This is a genomic window from Flagellimonas flava (genome assembly GCF_050617915.1).
In the GTDB taxonomy this organism is placed as follows: Bacteria; Bacteroidota; Bacteroidia; order Flavobacteriales; family Flavobacteriaceae; genus Flagellimonas; species Flagellimonas flava_A.
In genome coordinates this window covers 1-24,990 of sequence record NZ_JBODQE010000012.1, presented here as the reverse complement: position 1 = coordinate 24,990, position 24,990 = coordinate 1, and the positions used below count along the sequence as shown (strand labels likewise).

Annotated in this window: 21 protein-coding genes; 9 read left to right on the top strand and 12 right to left on the bottom strand. The window is 38.8% G+C overall.

The window, feature by feature from the left end; translation table 11 throughout:
• Nucleotides 1-5: 5 nt before the first annotated feature.
• The 3 genes from ACRHOZ_RS19240 to ACRHOZ_RS19230 all read right to left on the bottom strand — a co-directional run bounded on the left by ACRHOZ_RS19240 (nucleotide 6) and on the right by ACRHOZ_RS19230 (nucleotide 7,496).
• The gene (locus ACRHOZ_RS19240) at nucleotides 6-2,321 is read right to left on the bottom strand and encodes a PSD1 and planctomycete cytochrome C domain-containing protein (RefSeq protein WP_431129307.1); all 2,316 of its coding nucleotides are present in this window, start codon (nucleotides 2,319-2,321) and stop codon (nucleotides 6-8) included.
• Nucleotides 2,322-3,380, bottom strand: a complete 1,059-nt coding sequence (locus ACRHOZ_RS19235) for a 6-bladed beta-propeller (RefSeq protein ID WP_431129305.1) — start codon at nucleotides 3,378-3,380, stop codon at nucleotides 2,322-2,324.
• Nucleotides 3,381-3,503: 123 nt separating this feature from the next.
• A complete protein-coding gene (locus ACRHOZ_RS19230; RefSeq protein WP_431129303.1) occupies nucleotides 3,504-7,496 on the bottom strand; it encodes a two-component regulator propeller domain-containing protein in 3,993 nt (1,330 codons plus the stop codon).
• Between the two features lie 477 nt (nucleotides 7,497-7,973).
• Between ACRHOZ_RS19230 and ACRHOZ_RS19225 the strand changes: the two genes are divergently transcribed.
• Nucleotides 7,974-9,371: a PQQ-dependent sugar dehydrogenase gene (locus ACRHOZ_RS19225; protein ID WP_431129300.1), complete on the top strand. Its 1,398-nt coding sequence runs from the start codon at nucleotides 7,974-7,976 to the stop codon at nucleotides 9,369-9,371.
• An 80-nt stretch (nucleotides 9,372-9,451) separates the two neighbouring features.
• On the opposite strand, the gene ACRHOZ_RS19220 is transcribed toward ACRHOZ_RS19225, so the two are convergent.
• A complete protein-coding gene (locus ACRHOZ_RS19220) occupies nucleotides 9,452-10,201 on the bottom strand; it encodes a phosphatase PAP2 family protein (protein ID WP_431129297.1) in 750 nt (249 codons plus the stop codon).
• A gap of 172 nt (nucleotides 10,202-10,373) precedes the next feature.
• Nucleotides 10,374-11,411, bottom strand: coding sequence for a methyltransferase (locus ACRHOZ_RS19215; protein ID WP_431129294.1), 1,038 nt, complete (start codon nucleotides 11,409-11,411; stop codon nucleotides 10,374-10,376).
• Between the two features lie 488 nt (nucleotides 11,412-11,899).
• On the opposite strand from ACRHOZ_RS19215, the gene ACRHOZ_RS19210 reads away from it, so the two are divergent.
• Nucleotides 11,900-13,021, top strand: a complete 1,122-nt coding sequence (locus tag ACRHOZ_RS19210; RefSeq protein ID WP_431129291.1) for a DUF4369 domain-containing protein — start codon at nucleotides 11,900-11,902, stop codon at nucleotides 13,019-13,021.
• A 140-nt stretch (nucleotides 13,022-13,161) separates the two neighbouring features.
• Here the strand turns inward: ACRHOZ_RS19210 and ACRHOZ_RS19205 are convergent, their stop codons facing one another.
• The 4 genes from ACRHOZ_RS19205 to ACRHOZ_RS19190 form a co-directional block, all read right to left on the bottom strand.
• Nucleotides 13,162-13,497 (bottom strand): n-acetylglutamate synthase, encoded by a 336-nt coding sequence (locus ACRHOZ_RS19205; RefSeq protein WP_431129288.1) that lies wholly within the window; start codon nucleotides 13,495-13,497, stop codon nucleotides 13,162-13,164.
• Complete coding sequence (locus tag ACRHOZ_RS19200; protein WP_431129285.1) at nucleotides 13,494-14,153, bottom strand: pyridoxamine 5'-phosphate oxidase family protein; 660 nt, start codon at nucleotides 14,151-14,153, stop codon at nucleotides 13,494-13,496. The genes ACRHOZ_RS19205 and ACRHOZ_RS19200 overlap by 4 nt, the downstream gene beginning before the upstream one ends.
• A gap of 2 nt (nucleotides 14,154-14,155) precedes the next feature.
• Nucleotides 14,156-14,671, bottom strand: coding sequence for a GNAT family N-acetyltransferase (locus ACRHOZ_RS19195; protein ID WP_431129281.1), 516 nt, complete (start codon nucleotides 14,669-14,671; stop codon nucleotides 14,156-14,158).
• A 223-nt stretch (nucleotides 14,672-14,894) separates the two neighbouring features.
• Nucleotides 14,895-15,185: a DUF1272 domain-containing protein gene (locus ACRHOZ_RS19190; RefSeq protein WP_431129279.1), complete on the bottom strand. Its 291-nt coding sequence runs from the start codon at nucleotides 15,183-15,185 to the stop codon at nucleotides 14,895-14,897.
• Between the two features lie 148 nt (nucleotides 15,186-15,333).
• On the opposite strand from ACRHOZ_RS19190, the gene ACRHOZ_RS19185 reads away from it, so the two are divergent.
• Nucleotides 15,334-16,809: a PLP-dependent aminotransferase family protein gene (locus tag ACRHOZ_RS19185; RefSeq protein WP_431129276.1), complete on the top strand. Its 1,476-nt coding sequence runs from the start codon at nucleotides 15,334-15,336 to the stop codon at nucleotides 16,807-16,809.
• Nucleotides 16,810-16,942: 133 nt separating this feature from the next.
• Here the strand turns inward: ACRHOZ_RS19185 and ACRHOZ_RS19180 are convergent, their stop codons facing one another.
• Both ACRHOZ_RS19180 and ACRHOZ_RS19175 read right to left on the bottom strand, forming a co-directional pair.
• Nucleotides 16,943-17,638: a LytR/AlgR family response regulator transcription factor gene (locus ACRHOZ_RS19180; protein ID WP_431129273.1), complete on the bottom strand. Its 696-nt coding sequence runs from the start codon at nucleotides 17,636-17,638 to the stop codon at nucleotides 16,943-16,945.
• A 5-nt stretch (nucleotides 17,639-17,643) separates the two neighbouring features.
• The gene (locus ACRHOZ_RS19175) at nucleotides 17,644-18,636 is read right to left on the bottom strand and encodes a sensor histidine kinase (protein WP_431129270.1); all 993 of its coding nucleotides are present in this window, start codon (nucleotides 18,634-18,636) and stop codon (nucleotides 17,644-17,646) included.
• 179 nt (nucleotides 18,637-18,815) lie between these two features.
• On the opposite strand from ACRHOZ_RS19175, the gene ACRHOZ_RS19170 reads away from it, so the two are divergent.
• The 4 genes from ACRHOZ_RS19170 (at nucleotide 18,816) to ACRHOZ_RS19155 (ending at nucleotide 23,811) form a co-directional block, all read left to right on the top strand.
• Nucleotides 18,816-20,813, top strand: coding sequence for a serine hydrolase (locus tag ACRHOZ_RS19170; RefSeq protein ID WP_431129267.1), 1,998 nt, complete (start codon nucleotides 18,816-18,818; stop codon nucleotides 20,811-20,813).
• 221 nt (nucleotides 20,814-21,034) lie between these two features.
• Nucleotides 21,035-21,544, top strand: coding sequence for a mechanosensitive ion channel domain-containing protein (locus ACRHOZ_RS19165; protein ID WP_431129264.1), 510 nt, complete (start codon nucleotides 21,035-21,037; stop codon nucleotides 21,542-21,544).
• 415 nt (nucleotides 21,545-21,959) lie between these two features.
• The gene (locus ACRHOZ_RS19160; RefSeq protein ID WP_431129261.1) at nucleotides 21,960-23,123 is read left to right on the top strand and encodes a hypothetical protein; all 1,164 of its coding nucleotides are present in this window, start codon (nucleotides 21,960-21,962) and stop codon (nucleotides 23,121-23,123) included.
• Nucleotides 23,104-23,811: a hypothetical protein gene (locus ACRHOZ_RS19155; protein WP_431129258.1), complete on the top strand. Its 708-nt coding sequence runs from the start codon at nucleotides 23,104-23,106 to the stop codon at nucleotides 23,809-23,811. The genes ACRHOZ_RS19160 and ACRHOZ_RS19155 overlap by 20 nt, the downstream gene beginning before the upstream one ends.
• Before the next feature lie 53 nt (nucleotides 23,812-23,864).
• Here the strand turns inward: ACRHOZ_RS19155 and ACRHOZ_RS19150 are convergent, their stop codons facing one another.
• Nucleotides 23,865-24,095, bottom strand: a complete 231-nt coding sequence (locus tag ACRHOZ_RS19150; protein WP_431129255.1) for a hypothetical protein — start codon at nucleotides 24,093-24,095, stop codon at nucleotides 23,865-23,867.
• Between the two features lie 200 nt (nucleotides 24,096-24,295).
• Between ACRHOZ_RS19150 and ACRHOZ_RS19145 the strand changes: the two genes are divergently transcribed.
• Together ACRHOZ_RS19145 and ACRHOZ_RS19140 are read left to right on the top strand one after the other, a co-directional pair.
• The gene (locus ACRHOZ_RS19145) at nucleotides 24,296-24,502 is read left to right on the top strand and encodes a helix-turn-helix transcriptional regulator (RefSeq protein ID WP_431129252.1); all 207 of its coding nucleotides are present in this window, start codon (nucleotides 24,296-24,298) and stop codon (nucleotides 24,500-24,502) included.
• A 193-nt stretch (nucleotides 24,503-24,695) separates the two neighbouring features.
• On the top strand, nucleotides 24,696-24,920 hold the full coding sequence (locus ACRHOZ_RS19140) for a hypothetical protein (protein WP_431129249.1): 225 nt from the start codon (nucleotides 24,696-24,698) through the stop codon (nucleotides 24,918-24,920).
• Nucleotides 24,921-24,990: the final 70 nt, after the last annotated feature.

Genomic DNA, 24,990 nt, shown 5'->3' with positions numbered 1-24,990 from the left:
GCGAATTAACTTCTAGTCATTGTTTCTTCCAAGTTGTACATGGTATGGATTACCTGCATTAAAGAAGCCACATTGATGGCATCCCTATTTTTTTGGGCAGGATATTCCCCAACGTTAATAAATTCCTCTGCAAGTGCTGGATTTTTGGTAAAATGCTCCCTTTGTTCTTTCAGGTAGTCCACCAATAATTCCTGTTCCTCATTTTTGGGCATTCTGCAAACGATGCTTCTGAACGCTGTTGTTACTTTCTCATCATCAGTAAGCTCTTGGCCACTTAGTTTTTCGGATAGCACCCTTGCAGATTCGAGCACCGTGGGGTCATTTAAAATGATCAAAGCTTGCAAAGGGGTACTGGTTGTCAACCGTCTAACCTCACATTGATCCCTATTCGAAGCGTCAAAGGTTAGCATGGTTGGAGGTGGTACCGTGCGTTTGATAAAGGTGTACATCCCCCTGCGATATATGGCCTCATTGTGATCTTGAATATACTCCTGAAGCAATCCCCTGCCTGATGTTGCTTGTTCCCATATCCCTTCAGGCTGATAAGGTTTTACACTTTCTCCGCCGATTTCGGTGTTCAATAAACCGCTACTGGCCAAAACCATATCACGACTCATTTCGGCATTTAACCGTAATCGGGACATGCGGGAATAGAATTTATTTTCTGGGTCTTTCCTTAATTTTTTATTGGAAACAACTGTGGATTGTGTATAGGTGGAAGACATTACTATGTTCTTCACCAATCTTTTGACGTCCCAGTCCTTTTGAAAATCCACAGCCAACCAATCCAGAAGTTCAGGATGGGTGGGGAGGTCTCCTTGCATACCAAAGTCTCCCGAGGTTCTAACGATTCCCTTTCCGAAAAACTCTTGCCAAATCCTGTTTACAAAGACTCGGCTGGTCAGGGGATGTTCCGGGCTCAATAGCCATTGGGTCAAGCCCAGCCTGTTCTGATTGTATTTTTCTGTGTCAAATGCCAATATCGATTCCGGGGTATCAAAGGAAACTTCCTCTCCCTTGGCATCATAAACCCCACGGTCTAGAATGTGGGTGGTTCTAATACCTACTGAGTCCTTCATGACCATAACGTCCACAGGATAGGGAGACTTATTGTTGACAAATGAAAGAACACTGTCAATCAACTTATTGGTGATCTTCATGTTAGGGGGATCTGCAAATGAGGCATCAATGGTACCATAAAGCCCTTTTTCAGGTACTTTGTCAAAAAAGGCAAACGTGCTGTAATAGTCCTTTTGGGAAATAGGGTCGTATTTGTGGTCATGGCATTTGGCGCATTCAAAAGTCAGCCCCAAAAAGGCCTTGCCAAAGGTATTTGTACGGTCCGTGACATATTCAATACGATATTCCTCATCTATGACTCCACCTTCCTGGGTAATTTTATGGTTTCTATTAAATCCAGTGGCCAAAATGGCCTCTATGTTTTTTTCCGGAAGTAAATCCCCAGCCAATTGCCAGGTCAAAAAGGTGTCAAATGAATAGTTCTCGTTGAATGCGTGTATCACCCAATCTCGCCAGGGCCACATGGTTCTTAAACCATCATCTTGATAGCCATGGGAGTCTGCATATCGTGCGATATCCAACCAATGCACGGCCATTTTTTCGCCATAATGTTTGTTGCTTAAAAGCTGATCTACCATTTTCTCATAGGCATCCACTGAATTATCATTTAAGAATTCATCCTGCATTTCCAAAGTGGGAGGGAGGCCAATTAGATCAAATGACAACCGTTTTAAAAGTCGTGCTTTATCAGCACGCTCATTTGGCTTGAGCCCAAGCTCCTCTATTTTTTTTAAGACGAAGAAATCCAGATCGGATGTTGGCCATTCACCATTTTTTACTGCTGGTTTTTCAGGAAGTATTGGCGCTGTAAATGCCCAATGCCTTTTATATTCGGCCCCTTGTTCAATCCATTTTTTAATGAGCTTTAATTCATGGTCGTTCAGCTTCAGGTTTGTTTCCAAAGGAGGCATCAATTGGGTTGAATCTGGTGAGGTGATTCTTAAATACACTTCAGATTCTTCTGGTTTTCCACTGACTATGGCATATTTGTTCGCATGGTCTTTTAGGGCTGCATAAGCACCTTCCTTTGTATCCAATCTTAAATCTGCTTCCCTTTTGTTCGCATCTGGTCCATGACAGGCAAAACATTTATCTGAAAGTATGGGGCGGATATCAAAATTGTAGTCAATTACCTTGGGCATTTTCTTGTCCGCAACACTGCCATAGTCCGATGCACTGTCCCTGCATGAAGTACAAATGGCCAATAGTAACAAAACACCTATGAAATTCTGGGTCTTCATTTATATTCGCTCTAGTTTAATGGGATAAGATTTGTTTGCGTTCCACTGGCAGATATAAAGGTTTTTATCTTCATCCACACACACGTCATGACAATGGTTGAAAAGGGGCGTGTCCTGAACAATCATTTCAAGTGCTCCATTTTTATAACTGGGTTTTGTCCCTCCGGGATTGGATACGACTTTATCCTGTTTATCCAAGATGGTTACAAAGCCAGAATCCGGCATCCGCTCCAAATACTTCAATCTGGACCAACACACACCTGAGTAGATATTTTCCCCATCAATTACCGGTCTGCATACATAGGCTCCCGGCAGAAAGATGGTTGACAAGTATTCTCCATCCAAAGTGAATCTCTTAAAGGAATTATGCATCCTGGAGGTGCACAGTAAAGTGATATTATTGGGATCTCTATCATCTATGGCCACCCCGTGCGCATTGTTCAATTGTTCATCCTTATGACCGTTTCCACCAAATTTTCTAATAAACTCCCCTTTGTGGTCAAACTGTAAAATCCAATCGGACCCATAGCCATCAGACACATAAATATCCCCGTTTGGAGCAATGGCGGTTTCAGTAGGGCGGTAGTTGTCCTTTTCTTGGTAAACTCCAATTTTTCTAGGGTCTGGCAATTCCATCAAAAAAGTACCGTCAACGGTGGTTTTCGTAACTCTACCGCTACTTGGATCCGTTATGAACAACACATCTTCAGCACCTTCTTTAAAAAGCGTTAATCCGTGTCCAGACTTGTATTCATGTCCCCACGTTTTTAGCAGTTTGCCAGATTTATCATATATAATGATATTGTTTTTGGTCTCATCAGTAATCATGATCAACCTTCCTTTGGAGTCCAAGACCATTTCATGGCAGTTTAAGACTGGTGTGGTATTGGGGTCTAAGTTCCCCCATGATTTATGAACTCTATACTTAAAATCTCCATGACCAATTATCTGTTCATGCAACTTGGGTTTTGACAAAATGGTAAACCCTTGTGTTGGAATGGAAAGTGCCGCGGTGGACAATGCAGTTGTTTTTATAAAAGACCTTCTTGAATGCTTCATTTTAAGTGGTTCTTAAAAAAGTATGGGTATGGTATTATTTTACCGCCCAAGTTATTGAGCATTCCATTTATTGGGGTGGAATTATTGTCCAAAGAGGTGGAAAAAATGCCTTTTCAGGGTATTTTATCTTTTTGGAAGGTAATGTGAAGGAGGATTCCCGAATTCCTTCTTAAATGATTTACTGAAATATCGATTATCGTTGTAACCCACTCTGAATGAGATTTCTTTTAAAGAATAATCGCCCTCTTTAATCAAATTCATTGCGGTGGAGAGCTTGTGGAAGTTGATGTATTCAATGATGGATTTACCAGTTATGGCCTGAATTTTTCGATATAATTGGGAACGCCCAATGCCCAATTCAGCGCTAAGTCGGTCCACCGAAAAATTGGTATCTTCCATGTTTTCATCAATTATGGAGTTCACCTTATCCAGATATCTATCCTTCCTTTCATAATCAGGTTCTGAATTGTTGGCAAGGTCTTTTTTCAACTTTTTAAGCAATAGCTTTCTACCCTCCAGTAGATTTTTGATTTTAAGTTGTATTTCTGATATGTAGAATGGTTTTTGGATGTAATCGTCCGCTCCAGTTGATAAGCCAGTAATTTTATTTTCCGCTCCTGTTTTTGCGGTTAAGAATAAAAAAGGAATATGGGCCGTCAACTCATTACTCTTTAGCTGATTCGCCAATTGAATGCCATCGGTTTCCGGCATCATAATGTCACTAATAATAACATCTGGTAAGGTTGCTATGGCCATTTGCAAGCCTTCTTTTCCATTTGTGGCCTCAAGAATCTGATATTGCTCTTTTAGTTCTCCCTTTATATACTTTCTAATGTCCTGATTGTCCTCAACAATTAATATCAGGGTTTTACTGGAATCAATATGGGAAAGGCCATTGGTTATTATCGAATTCTCCGTTTCGTAATTCTTGTATCCCATAGGTATTTTCACCCTGAAATGACACCCTTTTTCTGTACCGTCCAATAGGTGTATGGAACCTTTATGGAGCTTTACCAGTTCTGCTGTAAGTGCTAGGCCAATTCCACTGCTATATCCAAATTCGGGGTTTTCATCCAATTGATAAAATCGCTCAAATACTTTATCCCGATGCTCCAAGGGTATTCCAATTCCATTGTCGATAACATTGATTTCCATGTCGCCCGAAGTTGCTTTCCCTTCTGAATCAATATTCATGTCCATAAATCTTACGGATAACTTAATGGTACCTCCTTCAGGGGTGTATTTAAAAGCATTGGAAAGAAGGTTGGTCGCTACTTTTTCAATGATATCAATATCAAAAAACAAGGTTCCGAAATCTGTTGGGTACAGGTACTCATAGTTGATTTTTTTCTCTTTGGACCAATAAGCAGAGGATACATTTATGTTATTGAAAACGGAAAGATCCTTTTGAGGGGAAATATGAAGCTTTTGATTGTTTTCCAATTTTCTAAAATCAAGAATCTGATTTACAAGTTCCAAAAGACGGGTACTGTTGCGGTACATCATCTCCAGAACGTTGTTGTTCGGTTTTGTTTTTTCCCTGATGTATTTGTCCAGGGGAGATGCGATAAGGGTTAGCGGGGTGCGTAGTTCATGGGAGATGTTGGTGAAAAATTTCAATTTCATTTTTGCAACTTCCTCAAATTGCAAAACACGTTGTTTTTCTATTTCAAATTTAGATCGGGTCCGTTCTCTTTTGATAATGAGCCATATCAGTATACCAAAAAGAGATAGAAGTAGGATGGATCCCAGAACCCGTACCCATAACAATTCCCAAAATGGGGGTTTTATTAAAACGTCAATTTTCGTGGTGCTGTCACTCCAGATACCATCTTCATTGCTTGCTTTGACCAAAAACGAATAACTGCCTGAAGGAATGTTTGTGTATGTGGCTTTTTGATTGGTATGGGCTTGGGTCCAATCCTCGTCATAGCCGTCCAATTTATATGCAAACTTGCAACGCCCATTGTTGTTGTAGTTGATGACCTGAAACTCAAATTCGAATTTCCTATCATCATAGTTTAATTCGATTTTTTCCTCAACCTCAATATTTTTGGTGATGTATTTGCTATGGGGTTTGACCAGCTCATTGTTTACCCACAGTTTTGAGATATAAAGTGGAGATTCCACACTACTGGCCTTAACTTTTTCTGGGTCGAATATCATTGAACCTTTGTCCGTGGAGAAAATGAGTTCTCCAGAATCCAATGCTAAACTTGAAGACAGTATTTTATGGGAGGGGAGTCCGTCTTGTTCGTTTAAGATGCGGACTTCGTTGCTGGTTTCGTTGAATTTGACCAAACCATTTAGGGTTCCGACCCAAAAATTCCCTTGCGAATCCTGTTCAATTGAATTGATGATTTTATCCTTGATCAGGGGATTTTCAATTTGTGTAAAGGCGTTGGTGGTAGGATCCAATTTGCATAATCCTGCGCTTGTTCCAATCCAAAGGGTGTTTTTGTTGTCTTCAAAGATTTCATTTACAAAGTTGTTGCTGACGGTTGATTTGTCACCAATTTTGTGCCTATAATGAACAAACCCATTCCCGTCAGGATTGTATTTTTTCAATCCATCTCCCTGTGTGCCTATCCAAATGTCACCCTTTGAGTCTTCAAATAAAATCGAAGCATGATGAAAGTAACCAATGCCATTAGGGATATTTGGGTCACATTCAAAATGGGTCATCTTGTTGGAATCGGGAAGGTAGTGGGTAACCCCCAAAATTTCCCCAGCCCACAATTCACCTTGACTGGATAACAGGGCGGCGCTAGGCATCGAATTTCTTGATTTTTGTTGGATCAAGTCACCAATAGGGGAGAACTGATAATAATTTTGGGTGTCGATAACCCATACATTTTGATTCCCGTTCGTTGCAACAATAGGCCTACCGTTGAATTTTGTTTGCAATCTTTTCAGTTTCCCATTTTCCGAATTGTAGAGAAAAATGTTATCGCCTTGGGTGAACCAATAATTTATATCGGTTTTAGCTATGGAAGCTTGAGTGATTTCTTCTGCAAACGACTTAAAAGCAGTGGTTTTTTTCTCGATAAGGAAAAAATTCCCCGAAGCATCCAAAACCCAAGTTACGTTCTTATTGTTTTTATGGTATATGTTGTTCAGGGCAAAATTTCCCTCGGGATAAAACAAATTGCCCAAATCCAAGCTTTCGAGCACATTAAAATTGGCGTCGGTAATATGGACACGGTTACCACTGGTAAACCAGCATATTCCGTTACTTTCCTTTTTAACTCTGCTTAACCAGTTGTTGAACAGGTTGATTCGGGAGAAATTGTTTTCAGATTCATAAATGGAACCCCCATTGTATGTGGTAATTAGTTTGCCATTAAAGAAGGCCAGCTCAAAGTGATTTTGGGATTCTTTTGGGGTGTCGTTGAAAATACGTCTAACCTTTTGGGTGTGTTTGTTAAAAATATTCAGCCCTTTCCAAGTACCAACAAAAAGATTCCCTTCCGTGTCCTCTTCCAACGCCAGAACATTGTTGTGACTTATGGTCAAAGGGTCCGTTGCGCTATATTGAAAGGATTTGAAAGTGTTTGTTGAGCGATCCATTAGGTTCAGGCCACCACCATCTGTTCCAACATAAAAATCATTGTCCCTTGTTTCATAGATGACCTTTATTTCATTAAAACTTAGACTTTTTGGGTTTTGCTCATCATGTATAAACCGCTGGAAACAATCACAATTACGGTCGTACTTTAAGAGCCCACCGCCGTAGGTGCCTATCCACAGTGTTTTTTGCTGGTCTTCGTACAGATAGGAAATGTGATTATCAGTGATACTTGTGTGGTCATTTTCGTTTTTAATGTAGTTTTTATAGGTGCTTCCATCATACCGCCATAAGCCATTGGTTGAACTAATCCATACGAAACCATAAGAGTCTTCCAAGATTGCATTTGTAGAAGTCTCAATGGGTAATTTAAAGTGGGTGACTTCAAAATCCCCAACAAACTTTTGGGCTGAAACAGACCCGAGACAGAAGAACAGAAAAAACGGGATACATATCTTGATGTTCTTGTTTGAAAGGAATTCAAAAACTGCTTTTTTGAAGTGTTCTCCAATCAGGAATTTATCCAGAAAGTATGCGAAAAAGTTCATTTTAAAGGTTATTGATCCTGTTCTGGCGCCATATCATAGAAAGCGTTTGGGCTTTAAGCTATCGACCGGTTAAATTACCAATTTATAAAGTAACAAGGCTTACATTCAAGGATGGGGTTGGTTCACTAAAAAGTTATTGTGTTTATAATGCGAATGGTCATTTTCTACTGAAATTGCACAACTACTTTACCGTAATCTGCTAATAATAAGCACTTTTTGCTATACTAAGCCAATACTTTATTGTCATTAATGACGTTACATATAATGTAACGTTAATGCGCTAATTACTAGGACACTATAAATTAGCCCTGTCTTTGGTAATTCAAGCTATAAATTTTCATCACCCCATTTAAATGGATAATTATGGCCCCAATCACCTCAAATCCCTTTGCTGACCCAACTTTCAAATTAAGGTTCACTTACAAATGCTTTACAACATCAACGAAATTGGTGTTATTGCTTTTTATGTCGATGCTGTTGAGTTGTAACAATTCATTGGAACCCGTATTGCCCGAAGAAGAAAATAATGATACAGACGATGAAGTAATTGAGGGAGATGTTGCCCTTATTTATCTAAATCAATGTGGAGGATGCCATGGGCAAGACCTGGGTTCATTTGTGGAACGGGATTGGACCTATGGCAATGCTTCGGAAGATGTTATAGAATCCATAACAGATGGGTATGCGGACAATGGTATGCCAGCATACGGATCTGCGCTAAGTGCACAACAAATTGAGGATTTGACCAGCTACATCCTTACCGAAATCGATGGAAAAACAAAAGCGATGTTGGAGGAGGAGAACCCCGATTTGTCCGGTTTGATTTCTTCCGATGACCTAACTTTTCGACTGGAAACCTTAACCGACGAGATTCCTGGTATTCCTTGGGGCATTGAGCAATTGCCCAATGGAGAAATATTGGTGACCGAACGCGGGGGAGGACTTTATTTGGTAAATAATGATAAGCAATTGATAGAAATAAGTGGTGTCCCAGCTGTTGCTTCGCAAGGGCAGGGTGGAATGTTGGATGTGATTATACACCCCGATTTTGAAAACAATGCCTTGGTGTATCTGTCCTATTCACGAATTAACCCATCTAATGCCTCCGAGCGGACCACTGCAGTGGCAAGAGGCAGGCTAGAAGGTAGCAGCTTGATGGACGTAGAGAACATATTTACAGCACTTCCATATCTCAATAGTTCCCATCATTATGGCTCAAGATTGGTATTTGATAACAATGGTTACCTATATGTTTCTGTTGGTGATCGAGGAAATAGGGATGCCTACCCCCAAGAATTGGACAATGCCCATGGAAAAATACACCGCATCCATGACGACGGTCAAATCCCAACGGACAACCCTTTTTATAATACCTCCGGTGCGGTCACTTCTATATTCACCTACGGAACACGAAATCCCCAGGGGATGACCTTGCACCCAGATACTGGAGAGATTTGGGAAGGAGAGCATGGCCCCCAGGGAGGAGATGAAATCAATATTTTGGAAGCGGGAGAAAACAATGGTTGGCCAGTTATTTCATATGGTATCAATTATGATGGCACCACATTCACTGACCTTACTGAGTTAGCTGGCATGGAACAACCCATATATTACTGGACTCCATCCATTGCTCCTTGCGGAATGACATTTGTGTCCAGCGATTTTTATGGAAATTGGAAAAATGACCTGTTCGTCGCTTCGCTCAAATTTGAATACCTCCATCGTTTACGAATGAATGGCAACGAAGTGGTTGGCCATGAAAACTTATTGGAAGGTATAGGAAGGGTACGGGATGCAGAAATGGGCACAGATGGTTATCTGTATGTTGTGGTTGAGGGTCCTGGCAGGCTTATCCGTTTGGTGCCTGAGCAGTAGGTGGTTAGGGGCGTCCATCCGTCTAAATGCGAATACCATTTTGAAAGTACTGGTGAAGTCCAGAATTAGCCAGCAAGGCATCAAAATCTTATAGCCAAATAGAAGCCACTTCTCCCGCTACCGAAGCTGGGCGTGAATACAAATCTTTCCGATTTCAAAAAGGGATTCCAAGCAAAAAGATGGTCCAAATGGTATACGAGTTTGGTTATTGCCATGCCAACCGCTGAACCCAGTATTACATCTGAGAACCAATGTTTGTTCTTGGCCATTCGTAGATAGGCTGTGGCCAGTGCAAAAGTATATCCAGAATAAGCCAATAGTGGCTCTGTGTTTTTAAACTCTTCATAGAATACGGTGGCGCTTGCAAAAGCTAAGGAGGTATGTCCGGAAGGAAGAGCTTCGTTGTTTGCCCCGTTAGGACGTTCTTTATCTATGTTTACCTTTAATCCAGTGGTAATCAATTGGGTGAACAGCAAGGAGAAAGCAGCGTTTTTTGTCTGATCAAACCAATGGTTTTCAGCTTGCACGCCCAAACCATCAGCCAAGTACATTCCAGCGATTGGCGCAAACCTGGTATAATCATCAATATTGGTGGATAGATTTTTATTTATTCTAGGTTGAAGCTCCTTTTCATAGGTACTATTGTTTATTAGCAAAGCCGTCCCGGTCAATGCCATCGGAAAAATCATTTTTTTGGCCAATGAGGGTTGATTACCGGACAGGTCTCTTTTCTCCAAAGTATCCGTTTCCATCTCCATGGAACCTTGCCCAGATAAAGAAAATGTACTCAAAGACCAGATTAAAATGAAAATAAGATGCTTGGTCTTCATCTTTGACTCATTGTTTTTCGTTTTTTCACAACCTTGGGGATAAAATACAGAATTCCTTACCATTTATCTAAACAAAGGCATAAAGTAAAGCGAAAGCCTGTGTGGCATTCCCTGAAAATTTCCAGAAATATTCTCAAAAAAGGTAATGAAACCCATTAGGGTTGGCGAGCATCTACTTGATGGCAATAACGGCACTTGATGGCCCCGTCAAAGGCATTACGCTCGTTTGGCCAAACCCTACCTCCTTGGCCCATCGGTCAAAGTCGGTAGCTGTAAAGTCAAACCCTTTATCGGTTTCTATGGCCATGTTCAATGACATCATCAAACCAAACGCGTTCCTGTTTCTTTGGTCATCAATAATATTTTCAATAACTATGAGCGCTCCACCTTTAGGTAAAGCATTGTAGGCTTTTTTTATCAGCATCACTTTGTCCTCGTAACCCCAGTCATGAAGAATGTTCCCCATAGTGATTACGTCTGCCCGTGGTAATTCATCAACAAAAAAATCTCCTGACCTAATCTCAATTCTATCATTCAACCCGAAAGTTTCAACATTTTCTTGGGCAATTGGACCAACGGGGGGAAGGTCAAACGAAACGCATTTTATATGGTCGTTGTTTCTGGCAACATGGATGGAAAGATTGGCACCCGAGCCCCCAACATCACAAAGGGTATTGTATTTTGAAAAATCAAAATCATGGGCCAACTTGGCAAAATTCCCAGCCTGGACACCTCCCATACCGTGTATGAACTCTCTAAGCCTATCTTCGTTTGCATAAATGGCCTCAAACAGTGGTTTGCCACCGTCCTTGGTCTCATTTTGCGGTTTGCCGGTCTTTAAGCACGTTTCCAGATCGTTCCAAAAAGGGTAAAGCCTGTTGTTGGACATCTCCAAAATGCCTCCAATATAAGTGGGCTTGTTCTTGTCCAAAAATAAGTCCGAATCCTCTGAATTACCATATAAGGCAGTCTCCTTTAATCCAGAACGATGCAAAAAACCCAGGGCCACCAGGGTGTCCAGAAAATCAAACAAGGACCTTTCATGCAGTCCCAGTTTATCTTTGATTTGCTGCCCTGATAATGATCCGTTTGCGAGATGGGTGAACAGCTCCATCTTAACAGCTGTAAGCAAGGTTTTTGACGCCCAAAAACCCATTCCAATTTGCATTATTTTGGAAGGGTTGACTTGATTTTCGGTTTTTGTGTCCATGGTTCGGTTGGTTTTAAGGTTTTAAGGTAGTAAAAAATTGCAATGATTTATGCTCAATGTTGCAGCAAGTATTTGTACCATAATCCTCCTACATTTTACTACTCGCGGACAAATGTTCTAGGGTAACCTACCAGCGTACCAACTAAGTTTTAAATGGGTATCTGAGCTAATTGCTCTTTTTATGGTTTACGTAAATCTCCATAACCGCTTCCTGGGTTCCATTAAGATATGACAGCAATTTGGTCTTTCGAGAACCACCGATAAAGCATCTAAAAAAGATAGATTATCGGGGTCACTTTTCCATTATTACCATCCTAATATTAACCTGGAAACGATCAAATATGACCAAGTTCACTTGAATTTTGATCTTGAATAAATGTCACATTGTCTTTATTGAACCGTCCTTAATGCGGGAAGGTTGGTAAAAACCTGATTGCCAACTTAATCCATTATAACAGGTAAAAGTCAGGTCTCTAAATCAAAGCACTATGGCAAAGGGTAGGATTCTCATCGTAAAATTGTTAGTTTTCTTCATGCTCGCTGCATTTAGTTGCAAGAAAAAAAAAGAATCCAAAGGGTATAATATAGTCGGGCATATTGAGGGAACTCCTAGTGATACAAAGATCTACTTATTCAATATGGAACTTCAATCGAATATTGATTCTGCGATTGTTAAGAATGATGAATTTGTAATGGAAGGAAAAATAGACCACCCTACGCACTGTGTCTTGATAATACCCAACCAGAACAAGTATGCGGATCTTATTGTGGAAAATACCAGGATAACCTTTGAGTCAACCTATGCCGACATCTATTTTCAGCGAAAAGTCCAAGGCGGACCTGAACAGGGTCTTAAAAATAGACTGTGGGGGCTAACCGGAGAATATGATACTCGGTATTTGAAAGTTGGTGATAGCCTTTCCAAAGAGCTTTACATGGATGAAGATCACAAAAAAGAACTAATCGCCAGATATGAAAAAAATGTCGCCAAGTCCAAGGAAGTTATGAAAGACTTTATTGTTAAAAATCCCAATTCTTATTTCACCTTGAATCTATTGTTTAGAAACAGAAAATCGATATCCAAAAGTACTTTAGAAAAGGTGTTGGCCAATCTGGATGTACCATATTCAAAGGTGCCAGATGCCTTGGCATTGGCTGAATATGTTAATGGAAAAGAAGTTGAATTAAAAAAAGGAGACTTGTTCGCTGATTTTGAAGGAATTACGCTGGAAGGTGAGTCTATTGAGCTATCATCACTTAAAGGAAGCCATATATATTTGAGTTTCTGGAGCAGAAGTTGCAAACCTTGCCGCCTGGAAAACAGATTTTTCAATACAAATTTCGAAACTATCCCAGAAAATTTGAGGCTTGTAAGTTTTTCGATTGATAAGGATCAAAGGGTTTGGGAAGCTGCTTCTAAAGAAGATGGTATCCGCTGGACGAACCTTTCAGCACAAGGAAACAAGAATGATAGTATTGTCAAATTGTACAGTGTTCAGGCGTTGCCAAAATCCTTTCTTATTGACCCTAATGGCATAATCATTGGTATATTTGAAGGATACAATGAAGAGTTTTTTGAGTCCATTTTAGGGTTGATTGAGTCCAAGTAGGTAAAGTTCCATGACCGAGTTGGGAATTCACTATAGGACTGTAAGTGATTAATTAAAATGTATTCAAAGCTTCCCAAATCAAGGATGGCAATTTAAAATGTACACAATTAGTGTTTTCAAGATTCTTTAACTGGCTTTCTCTATAACTCTTCAAGAATAGATTTTCCACTGGACATATCTCCTGAGGTCCATTTCCACCGTTCATGAAGTCTTATTTTTCCGTTTTTGTTCAATTCAGGGGTTGAATGACAGATTCCTGTCATTAGTTCCCCTTCCAGGTTGACTTGATGATAACGCATATCGATAGATCCATCTTTGTCTACTAATCCGATTAAATGCCCTTTTAAGATATTTCCACCTTTATATTCAGATGTTATAATATTTTCTGTTTGCTGGTATGCGAATATGGTTTCTTCGGTCGTTTCTGCATTTGCTGTGCTCTCAACTACTCTAAACCGTTTGTTGTGATAGTTCATTGATTTTGCTGATAATATTCCAATACATGTTTAGGAATTTCCATTTGCTGGGGTAAACCTTTGTCAGCAATTGGGTATTCCGCTATTTGCTTTAAAGGTACCAAACCGGCCCAAACATCTAAATCGTAATCTGCTGGTTCGTCCGCAACACCTACATCCCTTATTTTTGCTGATGCTGTCTCAATAGTCATTTCTACCACCATGGTTCTGTCCAATTCTTCTTGGTCCATTGGCCTAATCTCGTCCCAACGTCCTTTCATCATTTGTTCCATAACACAGAACAGCGCTGCTTCTTTTTCCGTTGCATCTTCAATTCTCCTTGTTGAACCAAATAGGGTTGCAGAGCGATAATTTACAGAATGGTGCAAACCAGATCGTGCCAGAACCAAAGCATCTAAATGCATTACCGTTAGGCTCATTTCTTTGGCCTCCAATAATGCCAGCAACATTCTGTTGGCTTGGGAACCGTGTAAATAAATTTTGTTGTCCTTTCTCCCATACCCCATGGGTAATGAAATTGCCCTGTTTTTATACATGTAGCTTACATAGCCTATAAAACCAGCATCTAAAATGGCGTTTATAATTTCAACATCATAAGTGGCTCTGTTATGACCGCGTTTTACCCTGTTTAGTTTAGATTTTGGATATTCTTTCATGCTTATAACTCTTTTGACAAAACGGCATTTTCATAACCTTTACCGTTGACTAGATAATTTAATTCTCCAACGTTCTTAAATTCATTTCTATGATAGAATCTGATGGCCCTATTGTTTTTTATGTAAACTGAAAGCCACATCGTATCCAATTGCAGAGCTCTGGCTTTCTTTTCAATAAAATTTAGAAAGTGTTGTCCAATTTTTAAGGGTATGAAGTCATTCAAAATGTAGATTCTTTCCAATCGACAATTGTTTTGTGAGACCACATTTTTGTGAAATGCGTTTACTACCAATTTGGCATAACCAACGGGTAGGTCATTAACATAAATGATATAGTACAGATGCTTCAGATTGTTAATTTCCCGTTTGGTTTTTTCGACTGAAAAAGCTTCATCGAGATAGGCCGACAAGTCGTTTTTATTATCAATAAAATGACCGTGTGATTCAGCGTATGTTACTCTTCCCAAAAGGGCCAATATGTCAAGATCTGCCTCGTTAGCTGTTTTTATTTTGATCATTGCTGTTTTTTTATTTGTAATCTTCTTAAGTGAAAGCCGTGCAAAAACACTGCTATGGTGCACCCTATTATTATTGGCGCGGCACTAATTAATAAACCATAGATAATGTAGCCTATGTTTGCTATCAGTGAAATCAATCGCAGTTTGTATTCGCCCTTTGTGGACATTGAATACAGATTAATAACCAATGCTGCATAACCTATGGTATCAATTATTAATGGACTCATCTTTTTTCTGGAGGAATGCTTTTATATCGAGCTATTTTAATCCTAGCTTTCTTTAAATCTTTAGGTTTGAATATGGGTTTGATGGAAGCAGGATATTGCTCAATTTCTTTTTGTGGCCTTATGGGGCGTGGAACAAAATTTCCTGAACAACTGGGACATACATTTTCAAATATTTCCATAGCGCAGGTGCTACAATAAGTGCATTCATAGGAGCAAATCATTGCCTCGGTCGAGGTGTTTGGCAAATCTTTATTGCAGTGCTCGCAATTGGGTCTTATTTCTAACATATTATATTTATTAATTGCCTCAAAAACTATAAGTACATCAAAGTCACCTGTAAGGTTTCATTTTAGTGTTTTTATGATATTATAGCTCGAAAGTAATATATTTGTGGACTGTCATAATCGTCCAGAATGGATATAATTAATAGTCCAGATGTTTCCATTTAAAACCAGTATTCAATTTGATAGAAAAAGCAATCAGGCGCTGTATCTTCAATTGTCCAATCAAATTATTCAATTGATCAAAAGCCAAAAGTTAGCTCCCAATACCAGACTTCCTGGAAGCAGAACATTGGCAGAGCAGTTAAACGTGCACAGGAAAACAATAGTGGCTTGTTATGAAGAGTTATTGCTTCAGGGTTGGATTGAGAGTATTCCTAAAAAGGGAACTTATGTACATCGTAATTTACCTGTGCTACATCAGCAAAAATTAAATGATGATGAAGCATTTGGTGTAAATAAGAATGCTGATTTTTCTTTTTATAAGACCAGTATCCTACCAAAAATACCCACAGAAAAGCGGGAAGACTTTATGTACCTGAATGATGGCATTTCGGATACCAGATTAACTCCCATTGATGAAATTGCAAGGACGTACAGAAGTGTTTCTTCTAAAAAAAGTATATACGAACATTTGTCCTATGGTTCTACCTATGGTAATGAGACCTTACGAAATGTGTTGGTGGAATATTTGAATTCGACCAGGGGGCTTAACATTACCAAGGAAAATGTGTTGATTACCCGTGGCAGTCAAATGGGAATTTGGTTGTCGGCAAAACTTTTGCTTCAAAAGGAAGATATTATAGTGGTCGGTAATACCAATTACGTGTCCGCTGATTTCACTTTTTTAAATCAACAAGCAAAATTGGAACGCGTTTCGGTAGATAAAAATGGCCTTGTAACCGACGACATTGAAAAACTATGTAAACGACAACAGATAAAAGCGGTATATGTAACCTCCCATCATCACCATCCAACCACGGTAACGCTTTCTGCAAAAAGAAGAATCCACCTTTTAAACCTGGCACAGTACTATAATTTTGCGATTATTGAAGATGATTACGATTATGATTTTAATTACAATCATGCTCCAATTCTACCATTGGCAAGTCACGACACCAACGGTAACGTAATTTACATTGGTTCTGTTTGTAAAACGGTCGCCCCAGTTTTCAGGGTTGGGTATTTAATTGCTTCCAAAGAGTTTGTGGATGAAGCCGCAAAATTAAGGGGTTATGTAGATAGACAGGGCGATGCGCTTTTAGAATTGACCTTCGCGAGCTTTATAAAGTCTGGCGATTTGGATAGGCACATTCGTAAAGTGATGAAAATTTACCAGCAACGACGTGATCTGTTCTGTAAACTTTTAAACGATGAATTAGGAGGTTTTTTTCAGTTTGAAATACCAAAGGGCGGTATGGCGGTTTGGACAAAGTTGCATCCGGATCATTCTTGGGATACCATTTCCGAAGCGGCAAGAAAACACAGATTGGAAATTGGAGATTGGCGGCAGTATGATGCAGCCAAATTAGGGCACAATGCAATTAGAATTGGTTTTGCTACGTACACCGAGGAAGAAATTTATGAATTAATAAAGAGGTTAAAGCATGCAATTACTAGTACGCTTTAAAAAGGTAAAGAATCCCTTTAGGGTTCAAGGGAATCAATTTATAAACAAAGCTATGCGAGTAAATACGGTTTCTGCCGAACCTAGCGAATCCTTCGAAGCTTGAAAAGCGAAGAAGGAGGGTAGGGAGGTGTATTTACGGCTTCGCCAAACCTTTCAATTTTTCAAAAACAACCACCTTGTACATAGCGCTCACAGGAATCTTTTTATCCTCAAGCAGTAAATGGGTTCGGGTAGCTTTTGTAATTCTGTCCAAATTGACAATATAGGATTTATGCGTACGATGAAAATTTTCTGGTAACAGGGTAGTGATATTAATAAGTGTATCCGAGATAAGATACATTCTGGCATCCGTAAAAATTTTCAAATAATTCCCAAAACTTTGAATGTAGCTAATTGATTTCAACGGAAGGGCAATCGGCAACCCATCATGCTTTATCCGAAGTTCTTCCTGTTTCTTATTCGGTTTGGGTTCTGCTATTGTTGAAGTTGAAACTTTGTTTATGGCTTGTAAAAAGCGTTCAAGTTTTATGGGTTTCAATAGGTAATCGAACACCCCAAAGTCATAGCTTTCCAAGGCATACTCGGAATATGCCGTTGTTAAAATCACTTTAGGGGATTGTATCATGGAACGTAAAATTCCCATGCCGTTGAGTTCCGGCATTTCAATATCCAAAAAAACCAGGTCGATTTTATGTTGCTGAATAAAATTCACGAACTCAATCGGGTTCCCGGTACTTAGGACCAATTCAAAGTTGTTTATTTTGGAACAATACTCTTCCAGCACTTCCCGTGCTAATTGTTCATCATCAACAATGGCAATTTTCATCATTCCTACTATTCTGTTAGGTCAATCGTTAAATTTACTTGATATGCCGCCTCCATATCACTGATCTTTAATTCATGAGCATTGGGATATAATAAATTCAGTCGCCGCTTTACATTTTCGAGTCCCGTTCCCATTCTTGTCGATTGGGTTGCCACATTGTGTTTTGAATTTACAACATGAACATAAAGCCTGGAATTTTTTATGGAAACATTCACGTCAATGGTACTCTGTGCATTGGTGGCTTGGGCCCCATGTTTAACCGCATTTTCAACAAACGGTATTAACAGCATTGGTGCTATCTTATAATTTGACAATTCTCCTTCAATTAAAAATTCAATGGCACACCGTTTGCTCAACCGTTTTTCCTCTAGCAATAAATAATTCTCAATAAACTCCAACTCTTCTTTCAGCGAAACAAAGTCCTTTTTAGCACTTTCCAATTGATATCTCATTAATTCCGAAAGTTGCATCACGACCTCAGGAGTTTCTGTGGATTGCTGTCTGGAAAGGGCATAAATGCTATTCAATGAATTGAATAAAAAGTGGGGGTTTACCTGTTCCTTTAGGTAGTTCAATTCCAGTTCTCTTTGCAATTTTTCTTTTTCTTCCTTTTGTCTTTGTATGAGTGCACTTCTCCTTAAAAAGAAAGCGGCCATACCAGTACCTGTAGTGTAAATAAGAAAAGAAGACATTTTAGTAATACCGATCCAGTTGAACTTTGGATATATTTTAATACTCACTCCAAGAAATATGGCTCCAATAAGTAGGAATCCGTATAAAACATATTTTTTCTTATCAAAAAGATAGGGGATAAGGATAAAATGATTTATCCAGATCACTGTCATGATACTTATAGTATAACTAAGTCCCCATAAATAAAAGGCATAAAGCGAGTCATATTTATCTATGTGCATCCATCCACCCAATAGCTCAAGGGTGAGCACCAATACAAAGGCACCCAGGTTAATGAGGATGGTATTCTTCAAAGACTTTTGCAACATAAACTCTTACGGTTAAGGACAAAAGTACCACGTTCAAACACAAACCTTCATAATTTCTTGCAAAACGCTTATATCAATGATGAAGTGATTTCATCATTTAATCGATAGGCTTGTCCTGTTTCCAATTTCCGGCAGGGTTTATACGGTAGTTTTATCGTTCAGATATAACAAATAAAACAATGAAAAGCATAACCAAAGGGCTACTAGCACTTCTTCTTGTGCTAGCAAACAATGCCTTTGCCCAGAAGAATGGCAAAAAAGAAACCGCAACAGCATCAATGAGCGCTTCCTTGGTATTACCACAGATCCAGGTAGTTCCTATAAAAGACACAAAAACAGAACGGAACTATGAACTTTATATAGAGTTGCCAGAAGATTATGCCAAGAACCCGGATAAAAAGTATCCTGTCCTGTATTATACAGATGCCGTGTGGCATCGCGAAATGCTGTCCGGAGCTACAGAATTCATGTTGGAAGATATTATCCTGGTTGGAATTTCCTGGCAATTGGATATCAATGAAGACCTGAAAAACGAAAGGGGAGACCATGTTAGTAGGTTTCGTGATTACTCCATGACCAAACACAGCGATCCGGAAATTCAAAACAAATATCAATTTGGCCAAGCCAATGATCATCTGGATTTTATTCGCAATGATGTCATTTCCTATGTTGATAAAACCTACCGCACCGACCCAAACAGTCGCACCTATTTTGGATACTCACTGAGCGGTGAATTTGGAGCCTATATACTACTAAGTCAACCTGACACCTTTAACAATTACATTATTGGTAGTCCAACGGTGAGAGGTGAACTGGATTACTTAAAGGACCTCAACACCAAGTTTGGGCCCTATGAGTCGTCCAATAAAAATTCAAGTCTAAATGCCAATGTTTTTATTGCATACGGCTCCTTAGAAGAAGAATCGGTGGTGGAACCTATCGATGCGTTCGTTAAGCTATTAAATGAAAGAAGGGATGGCGGTTTGTCCGTATATAAAGAAGTAATAGATGGTGACCATGGTACGGCCTTCCCCATGACGGCGGTTCGCAGTGTTGCCTGGTTGTCATCTGCAATGAATCATATTTCAAGGGATAGCAAGGAGGTCTCGTTCTGGTCCATTCCGCACCTAAACAACCCCTATATTACCCAAGCTCCGGAAGATAGGGAAGATGGTATAGCGGTAGGGAAGTTGGACATTTCTGAAGCTGATAAAAATGCAATCCTAAAGGTATCTCAGGAGATTTTTAAGGGTACCTATGGAAATTACGATGCATTGCTTATTTCACACAAGAACAAACTGGTCTATGAATCCTATTACAGAAAGGGGCGTGTCAATTTGCCACACGGACAGGCCTCAGCGGTAAAAGGGTATACCAGCTTGGTGTTGGGAAGGGCCATTGAGCTGGGATATTTAAGCATGGAGGATCTAGACAAACCCGTGATTCATTTCTTGAAAGACCTAGACCCTACAAAATTCACAGCAGGAGCTGATAAAATCTCCCTTCATAAAGCATTGACCATGCAGGGGGGACTCACCATCGACAACGAAAAATGGAAAGAGGTAGAAAACGATTCCGTTCGTTTGAAAGGGCAGGGGCTGGTACAGACACTTCTGGAACGTAGTGCTCCCATAACCAAGGAGACCCAGACCTATTTATACGGCAATTTTAATCCCATGATGGTCATGACGGTCATTGACGCCGTGGTGCCCGGTACGGTTGAGGACTTTATTAAGGAAGAATTTCTTGACAAACTCGGTATTACCAATTACCAATGGTCCAATCATGCCAGTGGTTTGCCACAAGCGGGATGGCAGGCCCGTATTATGCCCCGTGACATGCTCAAGTTTGGGCATTTGGTGCAAAACGGGGGTAAATTGAATGGGGAGCAGTTCATTTCTGCAGCCTACCTAGAAAAAGCTACCAGCGGTATTGTAAGACCTGCCATAGATTGGATGCCCAAGAATTATGGTTATGGATATTTTTGGTACTATACTCCAGTACAGGTTGGGAACAAAAGCTATGATATGACCTTGGCTTGGGGAGGCGGTGGACAGCGTGTTATCGTTGTGGAAGAATTGGATTTGACCATGGTCATTTCAGGTTTTGACAGGGATGATGACAAAATTATGAAGCCCATTTTTGAAACCGTGGTACCGGCATTTGCCAAAAATTAAATTACTATATCTCCATAAATGGCACCATAATATTTTAATGATCCTATTATTTATAAAGTTGAAGGATCCATAAAAGTGAATTTTAGTCGTTTTCGGTTTCTGTTTTTTGCATTCGGGAATATTATCAACTTTTGCAGTACCTGCTCAAAAAGTAATCCGTCGGAATCTGTTAAATGCTATTGATTTTTGTACTACCTTCAATTGCGGGTAAAAAATAAAATATGGCCAACTATCAGACCGAAATACTGGTAACCATCATATTGATTGCAGGTACAATCTTACTTATTTCCATTGTAAAAGGTGCCATCAAACGCTTTGGCAGATTGGCCGCCATAAATGTCAATAGTCGAAAGGTAGTGTTCTATTTTAGCTATCTTGTGATTTACCTCATTTCCATCACTATCTTGCTTATTATTTGGGGAGTGCAACTGGAGGACTTTGCAGTATTCATGGCTTCTGTACTTGCCATATTGGGAGTCGGCTTTTTTGCGCAATGGTCCATATTGTCCAACATAACTGCCAGTGTCATCTTGTTTTTTAGCCATCCGCTTCGTCTAGGGGACAGAATTCGGATTTTGGATGCTGATTTTGACTGGACCGGAGTTGTAGAAGACATTAGCGCCTTTTACCTTTTTATGAAAACTGACGATGGTAGAAAAGTGACCATCCCTACCAATTTAGTCATCCAGAAAGGCATTGAAATATTTGATAAGAAAGCAAGTGAAGGCTAAAACAAATCCAATTATTACACCAAGACCAGCTAAAAACTGAACAAAGGCATTTGTACTATAATGTTCTTGCGTTACCTGCCTGCCGGCAGGCAGGTGTAACTTGAGCTTTGGTAAAAGCGAAAGTTTGTATTGCACTTTCTAAAAATTTCTTCTCAAAAACTTCTTTAACAAGGTAATGGAATGCTTTTTTGCCTAAAAACCCGTAGGGTAGGGAGCAAAAGTGCATGAAATGGATAAAAACCCCAGAATTTCTAAGGTTTTTGTGTAATAGATTTTGGTAATCATTTTCTATATTGAGGCTCCTCAAAGTATTGACTTCCTACAGTTTACTCCCCCAAACAAAATACCCATTTAAGGGTATATCATTACCATAATGCTTGTTCTACTTTTAAGTTAACCAAATGGACATATAAAAATGAAAAAATTAGTCTTATTACTATTGGTTCTTACTTTTTCCAATACCAATGCTCAATTCACAATTAAAATTGGGCCAGTCGAAATTAACCCTATCGCCCCACTTGTGCCATTGCCTGAAGGGACTACTAAAAAACACACGCCGCCATTTGTAAATGAAGCTTACAAGGAAATGGAAGAATTAACAAAAAAGGGTTTATACACAAGTCTTAAACTTCAGGGAAGAAGTCTAAAAATTCAAGGTGACATTGGAGGATCCTTCGTTGAAATAGGGGAACAAGGATTAAATGATCTCAATTCTGTAAAAAAAGTATTTGGAGGTATACAGCGTGATGCCCTTAATTTACTAACTCCGGAAGGTAAATGGAGGGTTAACTTTGGAATATTTGAAGTCAAAGGGTCTCAAGGTTTAGGTGATGAATTTGCTGATTTTAATAGCAAAACAGAGTTGCCAATGAGAACTGTCGAAAATTCAATTATAGATGTTCTAAAACTAAATTTTGAGGCTAAAGTACTTTTAGGAGATTTTACTGAGAATCTAGCTACGTATCTTGGTCTAGGAGTGAATGGGTTTCCTCCAATTGTGAATAATCCAAAACTAGGGATGGAAACTGAAGATATTCGTCTCAGACTTTCTAAACGGTATGCGAAGGTGGTAATAGAAAGGTTCATGAACCAGAAGTTTTACTTTGACACAAAGGAAGTGGACGGTAAAAAAGTTCCAAAAAACCCTAACAACTATGTTGTTTTTAGAAGCGGAACATTGGATTTCAAACAAAACATTAATAGTCTGATACTTCAAATTGAAAACGGAACAATATCTTATGAGGGAGACTTGACAGGTTCAGCTACTATTAAATCAGCTAAAATTCAATTACTACCATACATCGTTAGCGAGGGTGACAAATTAATATTAAAAATGGGGCAGAGAATGGTCTTCTTTAATATGAAACATTCATTTCCAGATATGGATAGAGCCCTTGCTTGGTATGTTCAGAAAGAATTGTTTCAAGAACCTTTGATTGAAAGCGATATTACAAGTCTTTTAGACTTTCAGATTGATGAGGAGGTTAAAATTGACTCTGATGATATGGCCATACTTGTTAGCGATGATTATTTAATTCTAAAAGCAAAATCGAAAATAAATGAGGAAGATAATAATTAGTATTCTTATAGCACTATTCATTGTTCTTGGAATAATATCTATAGTTAAAATTGATAGAGAATTAGATGGCCTCTCTGATTTACCGTTAGGGTTAAGTGAATTAAATGCCACTAACTTTCCTTCACCTCCAAATTCACCGTCTACAGAAATTAAAAACATTGATGCAGAATTTTATGTAAAAGATAGCTTCTTAATACAATTGATTGATAGTGTACTTGCCCACCCTAGAATAATACCTCTTAAACTCAAGTATAAAAAGAAGGGAGAACTAGTATTGGAGAAGCTAGAGAGCTTTTCTTTTACAGAAAATAATACAATTTCCTGCAATTTTAGGGTGAAGTTAAGGTTTAGTAAATTTTTTACTAGAACTATTGTACTCGCTGAAAGTACTGTTATTGAACTAGTTCCTTTAATCATAAATGAGGAAGATTTCCCTTTAGATATTAATTTTGCAATGACTTATTTGGAAATTGATAATATTCCTCCAGGTTTGGAGAAAGGATTGGCAAAACTTGCTACAGATGGGCTTAATAAAATGGACTTAAAATCCGACTTTTCGGATTTAAAAAATCTCGAATTGAAGTTACCTCAATCTGAGGATATTGCAAGCCCAGATTTCAAAATAATGGAATTTCAAATTGATAATTCTGGTTTAAAATTGATAGCATCTATCGATGATGAGGAATAGCCCATATTATTCTGAGAATCATAAAAGCTAGTGTTGTTTAACAATTACAATAATCAATATTCATTTTTGCTATTCTTTTGGTAAATCTCCATAACGGCCTCTTTAAGTTCCATTAAAACATGACAGCAATTTTGCCTTTCAAAATCAGTAAAGTTATCCTTAACAAGAAAGTGGAACATAAAAATAGCCTTGTCCAAACTGTTAGAAAAAGAAAGAAGGTCTCCTTCGTGGCATTCTTCAATATAAGAGAGTAGGGGATGTAGGTCAGTTACTTTTAAGCTCATTTTGGGACTATTTTATTAATTTTTTACATATTAATACAGGTGAAAACTATATAAATATAGGTTTTTATTATAAAAATGAAAATTAGTTTTATACTTTAAAATTATATTAATATTGTTTAAAACAATGTTTTTACTATTTTGGATTATATCTGTAAAATCACCTTATTGCTCAAAGTCTTGATTATACCTAGCTTTAGGCTATGGCTGAAAGAATAAATAGAATAAAAGAAGTGCTTGTTATAAAAGGGGTGAGCCAAAAAGAATTGGCGGTTAAAATGGAACGAAACCCAAATACGATAACTTCAATTTGCAATAACAAATCTCAACCACATCTAAAAGACCTCAAAAGAATTGCCCAAATTCTGGATGTGGATATACGGGAGCTTTTGGTTTCTACAAAAGATTAATTCTTAGGAACCTTGTGTTTAAAACTTTTACATGTTTTTTGTGACTTTACAGGTAAGTAAAAATGTACAGAAAATGTTATATTTATTGAGTTTGATATTTAGACACGCATGTTTGTAAACAACCATGAAAAGAAATGAGAAAATGGGTTTGCAGCTTATCTAAACCTTTTTATTAGAGATTAACTTAATAATATTGAAGACAGCAGAGCTAGAAGAATACTTAAAGCAATTCATCGTTCCGAAAACAGAGGATGTATTATTAGGTATATTTCAACCTGGAATGACGGTGTATAACCAACAATTAAGGGCGCTAAACATATTCTATGCAGCGTTTGAAACTGGAAAAATAAAAAAGGGTGATAGGCTTGCGATAATTGGTGCTGGAGTAGCCGGTATGTCCTTTGCATTGGCTGGATGAGCCGGGCAAACTGAACCACCCTCGCCGGATTAAACTGAGCATAGCAAATTAAGTGCTCGGATTTAATCCA

What these genes read in the sequence shown, in the direction of transcription:
- ACRHOZ_RS19185 (WP_431129276.1), top strand. Translation starts at nt 15,334, where the DNA reads ATGTTTCCATTTAAAACCAGTATTCAATTTGATAGAAAAAGCAATCAG.
- ACRHOZ_RS19220 (WP_431129297.1), bottom strand. Translation starts at nt 10,201, where the DNA reads ATGAAGACCAAGCATCTTATTTTCATTTTAATCTGGTCTTTGAGTACA.
- ACRHOZ_RS19155 (WP_431129258.1), top strand. Translation starts at nt 23,104, where the DNA reads ATGAGGAAGATAATAATTAGTATTCTTATAGCACTATTCATTGTTCTT.
- ACRHOZ_RS19190 (WP_431129279.1), bottom strand. Translation starts at nt 15,185, where the DNA reads ATGTTAGAAATAAGACCCAATTGCGAGCACTGCAATAAAGATTTGCCA.
- ACRHOZ_RS19200 (WP_431129285.1), bottom strand. Translation starts at nt 14,153, where the DNA reads ATGAAAGAATATCCAAAATCTAAACTAAACAGGGTAAAACGCGGTCAT.
- ACRHOZ_RS19195 (WP_431129281.1), bottom strand. Translation starts at nt 14,671, where the DNA reads ATGATCAAAATAAAAACAGCTAACGAGGCAGATCTTGACATATTGGCC.
- ACRHOZ_RS19240 (WP_431129307.1), bottom strand. Translation starts at nt 2,321, where the DNA reads ATGAAGACCCAGAATTTCATAGGTGTTTTGTTACTATTGGCCATTTGT.
- ACRHOZ_RS19180 (WP_431129273.1), bottom strand. Translation starts at nt 17,638, where the DNA reads ATGATGAAAATTGCCATTGTTGATGATGAACAATTAGCACGGGAAGTG.
- ACRHOZ_RS19145 (WP_431129252.1), top strand. Translation starts at nt 24,296, where the DNA reads ATGGCTGAAAGAATAAATAGAATAAAAGAAGTGCTTGTTATAAAAGGG.
- ACRHOZ_RS19165 (WP_431129264.1), top strand. Translation starts at nt 21,035, where the DNA reads ATGGCCAACTATCAGACCGAAATACTGGTAACCATCATATTGATTGCA.
- ACRHOZ_RS19230 (WP_431129303.1), bottom strand. Translation starts at nt 7,496, where the DNA reads ATGAACTTTTTCGCATACTTTCTGGATAAATTCCTGATTGGAGAACAC.
- ACRHOZ_RS19170 (WP_431129267.1), top strand. Translation starts at nt 18,816, where the DNA reads ATGAAAAGCATAACCAAAGGGCTACTAGCACTTCTTCTTGTGCTAGCA.
- ACRHOZ_RS19215 (WP_431129294.1), bottom strand. Translation starts at nt 11,411, where the DNA reads ATGGACACAAAAACCGAAAATCAAGTCAACCCTTCCAAAATAATGCAA.
- ACRHOZ_RS19150 (WP_431129255.1), bottom strand. Translation starts at nt 24,095, where the DNA reads ATGAGCTTAAAAGTAACTGACCTACATCCCCTACTCTCTTATATTGAA.
- ACRHOZ_RS19235 (WP_431129305.1), bottom strand. Translation starts at nt 3,380, where the DNA reads ATGAAGCATTCAAGAAGGTCTTTTATAAAAACAACTGCATTGTCCACC.
- ACRHOZ_RS19205 (WP_431129288.1), bottom strand. Translation starts at nt 13,497, where the DNA reads ATGAACTATCACAACAAACGGTTTAGAGTAGTTGAGAGCACAGCAAAT.
- ACRHOZ_RS19160 (WP_431129261.1), top strand. Translation starts at nt 21,960, where the DNA reads ATGAAAAAATTAGTCTTATTACTATTGGTTCTTACTTTTTCCAATACC.
- ACRHOZ_RS19210 (WP_431129291.1), top strand. Translation starts at nt 11,900, where the DNA reads ATGGCAAAGGGTAGGATTCTCATCGTAAAATTGTTAGTTTTCTTCATG.
- ACRHOZ_RS19175 (WP_431129270.1), bottom strand. Translation starts at nt 18,636, where the DNA reads ATGTTGCAAAAGTCTTTGAAGAATACCATCCTCATTAACCTGGGTGCC.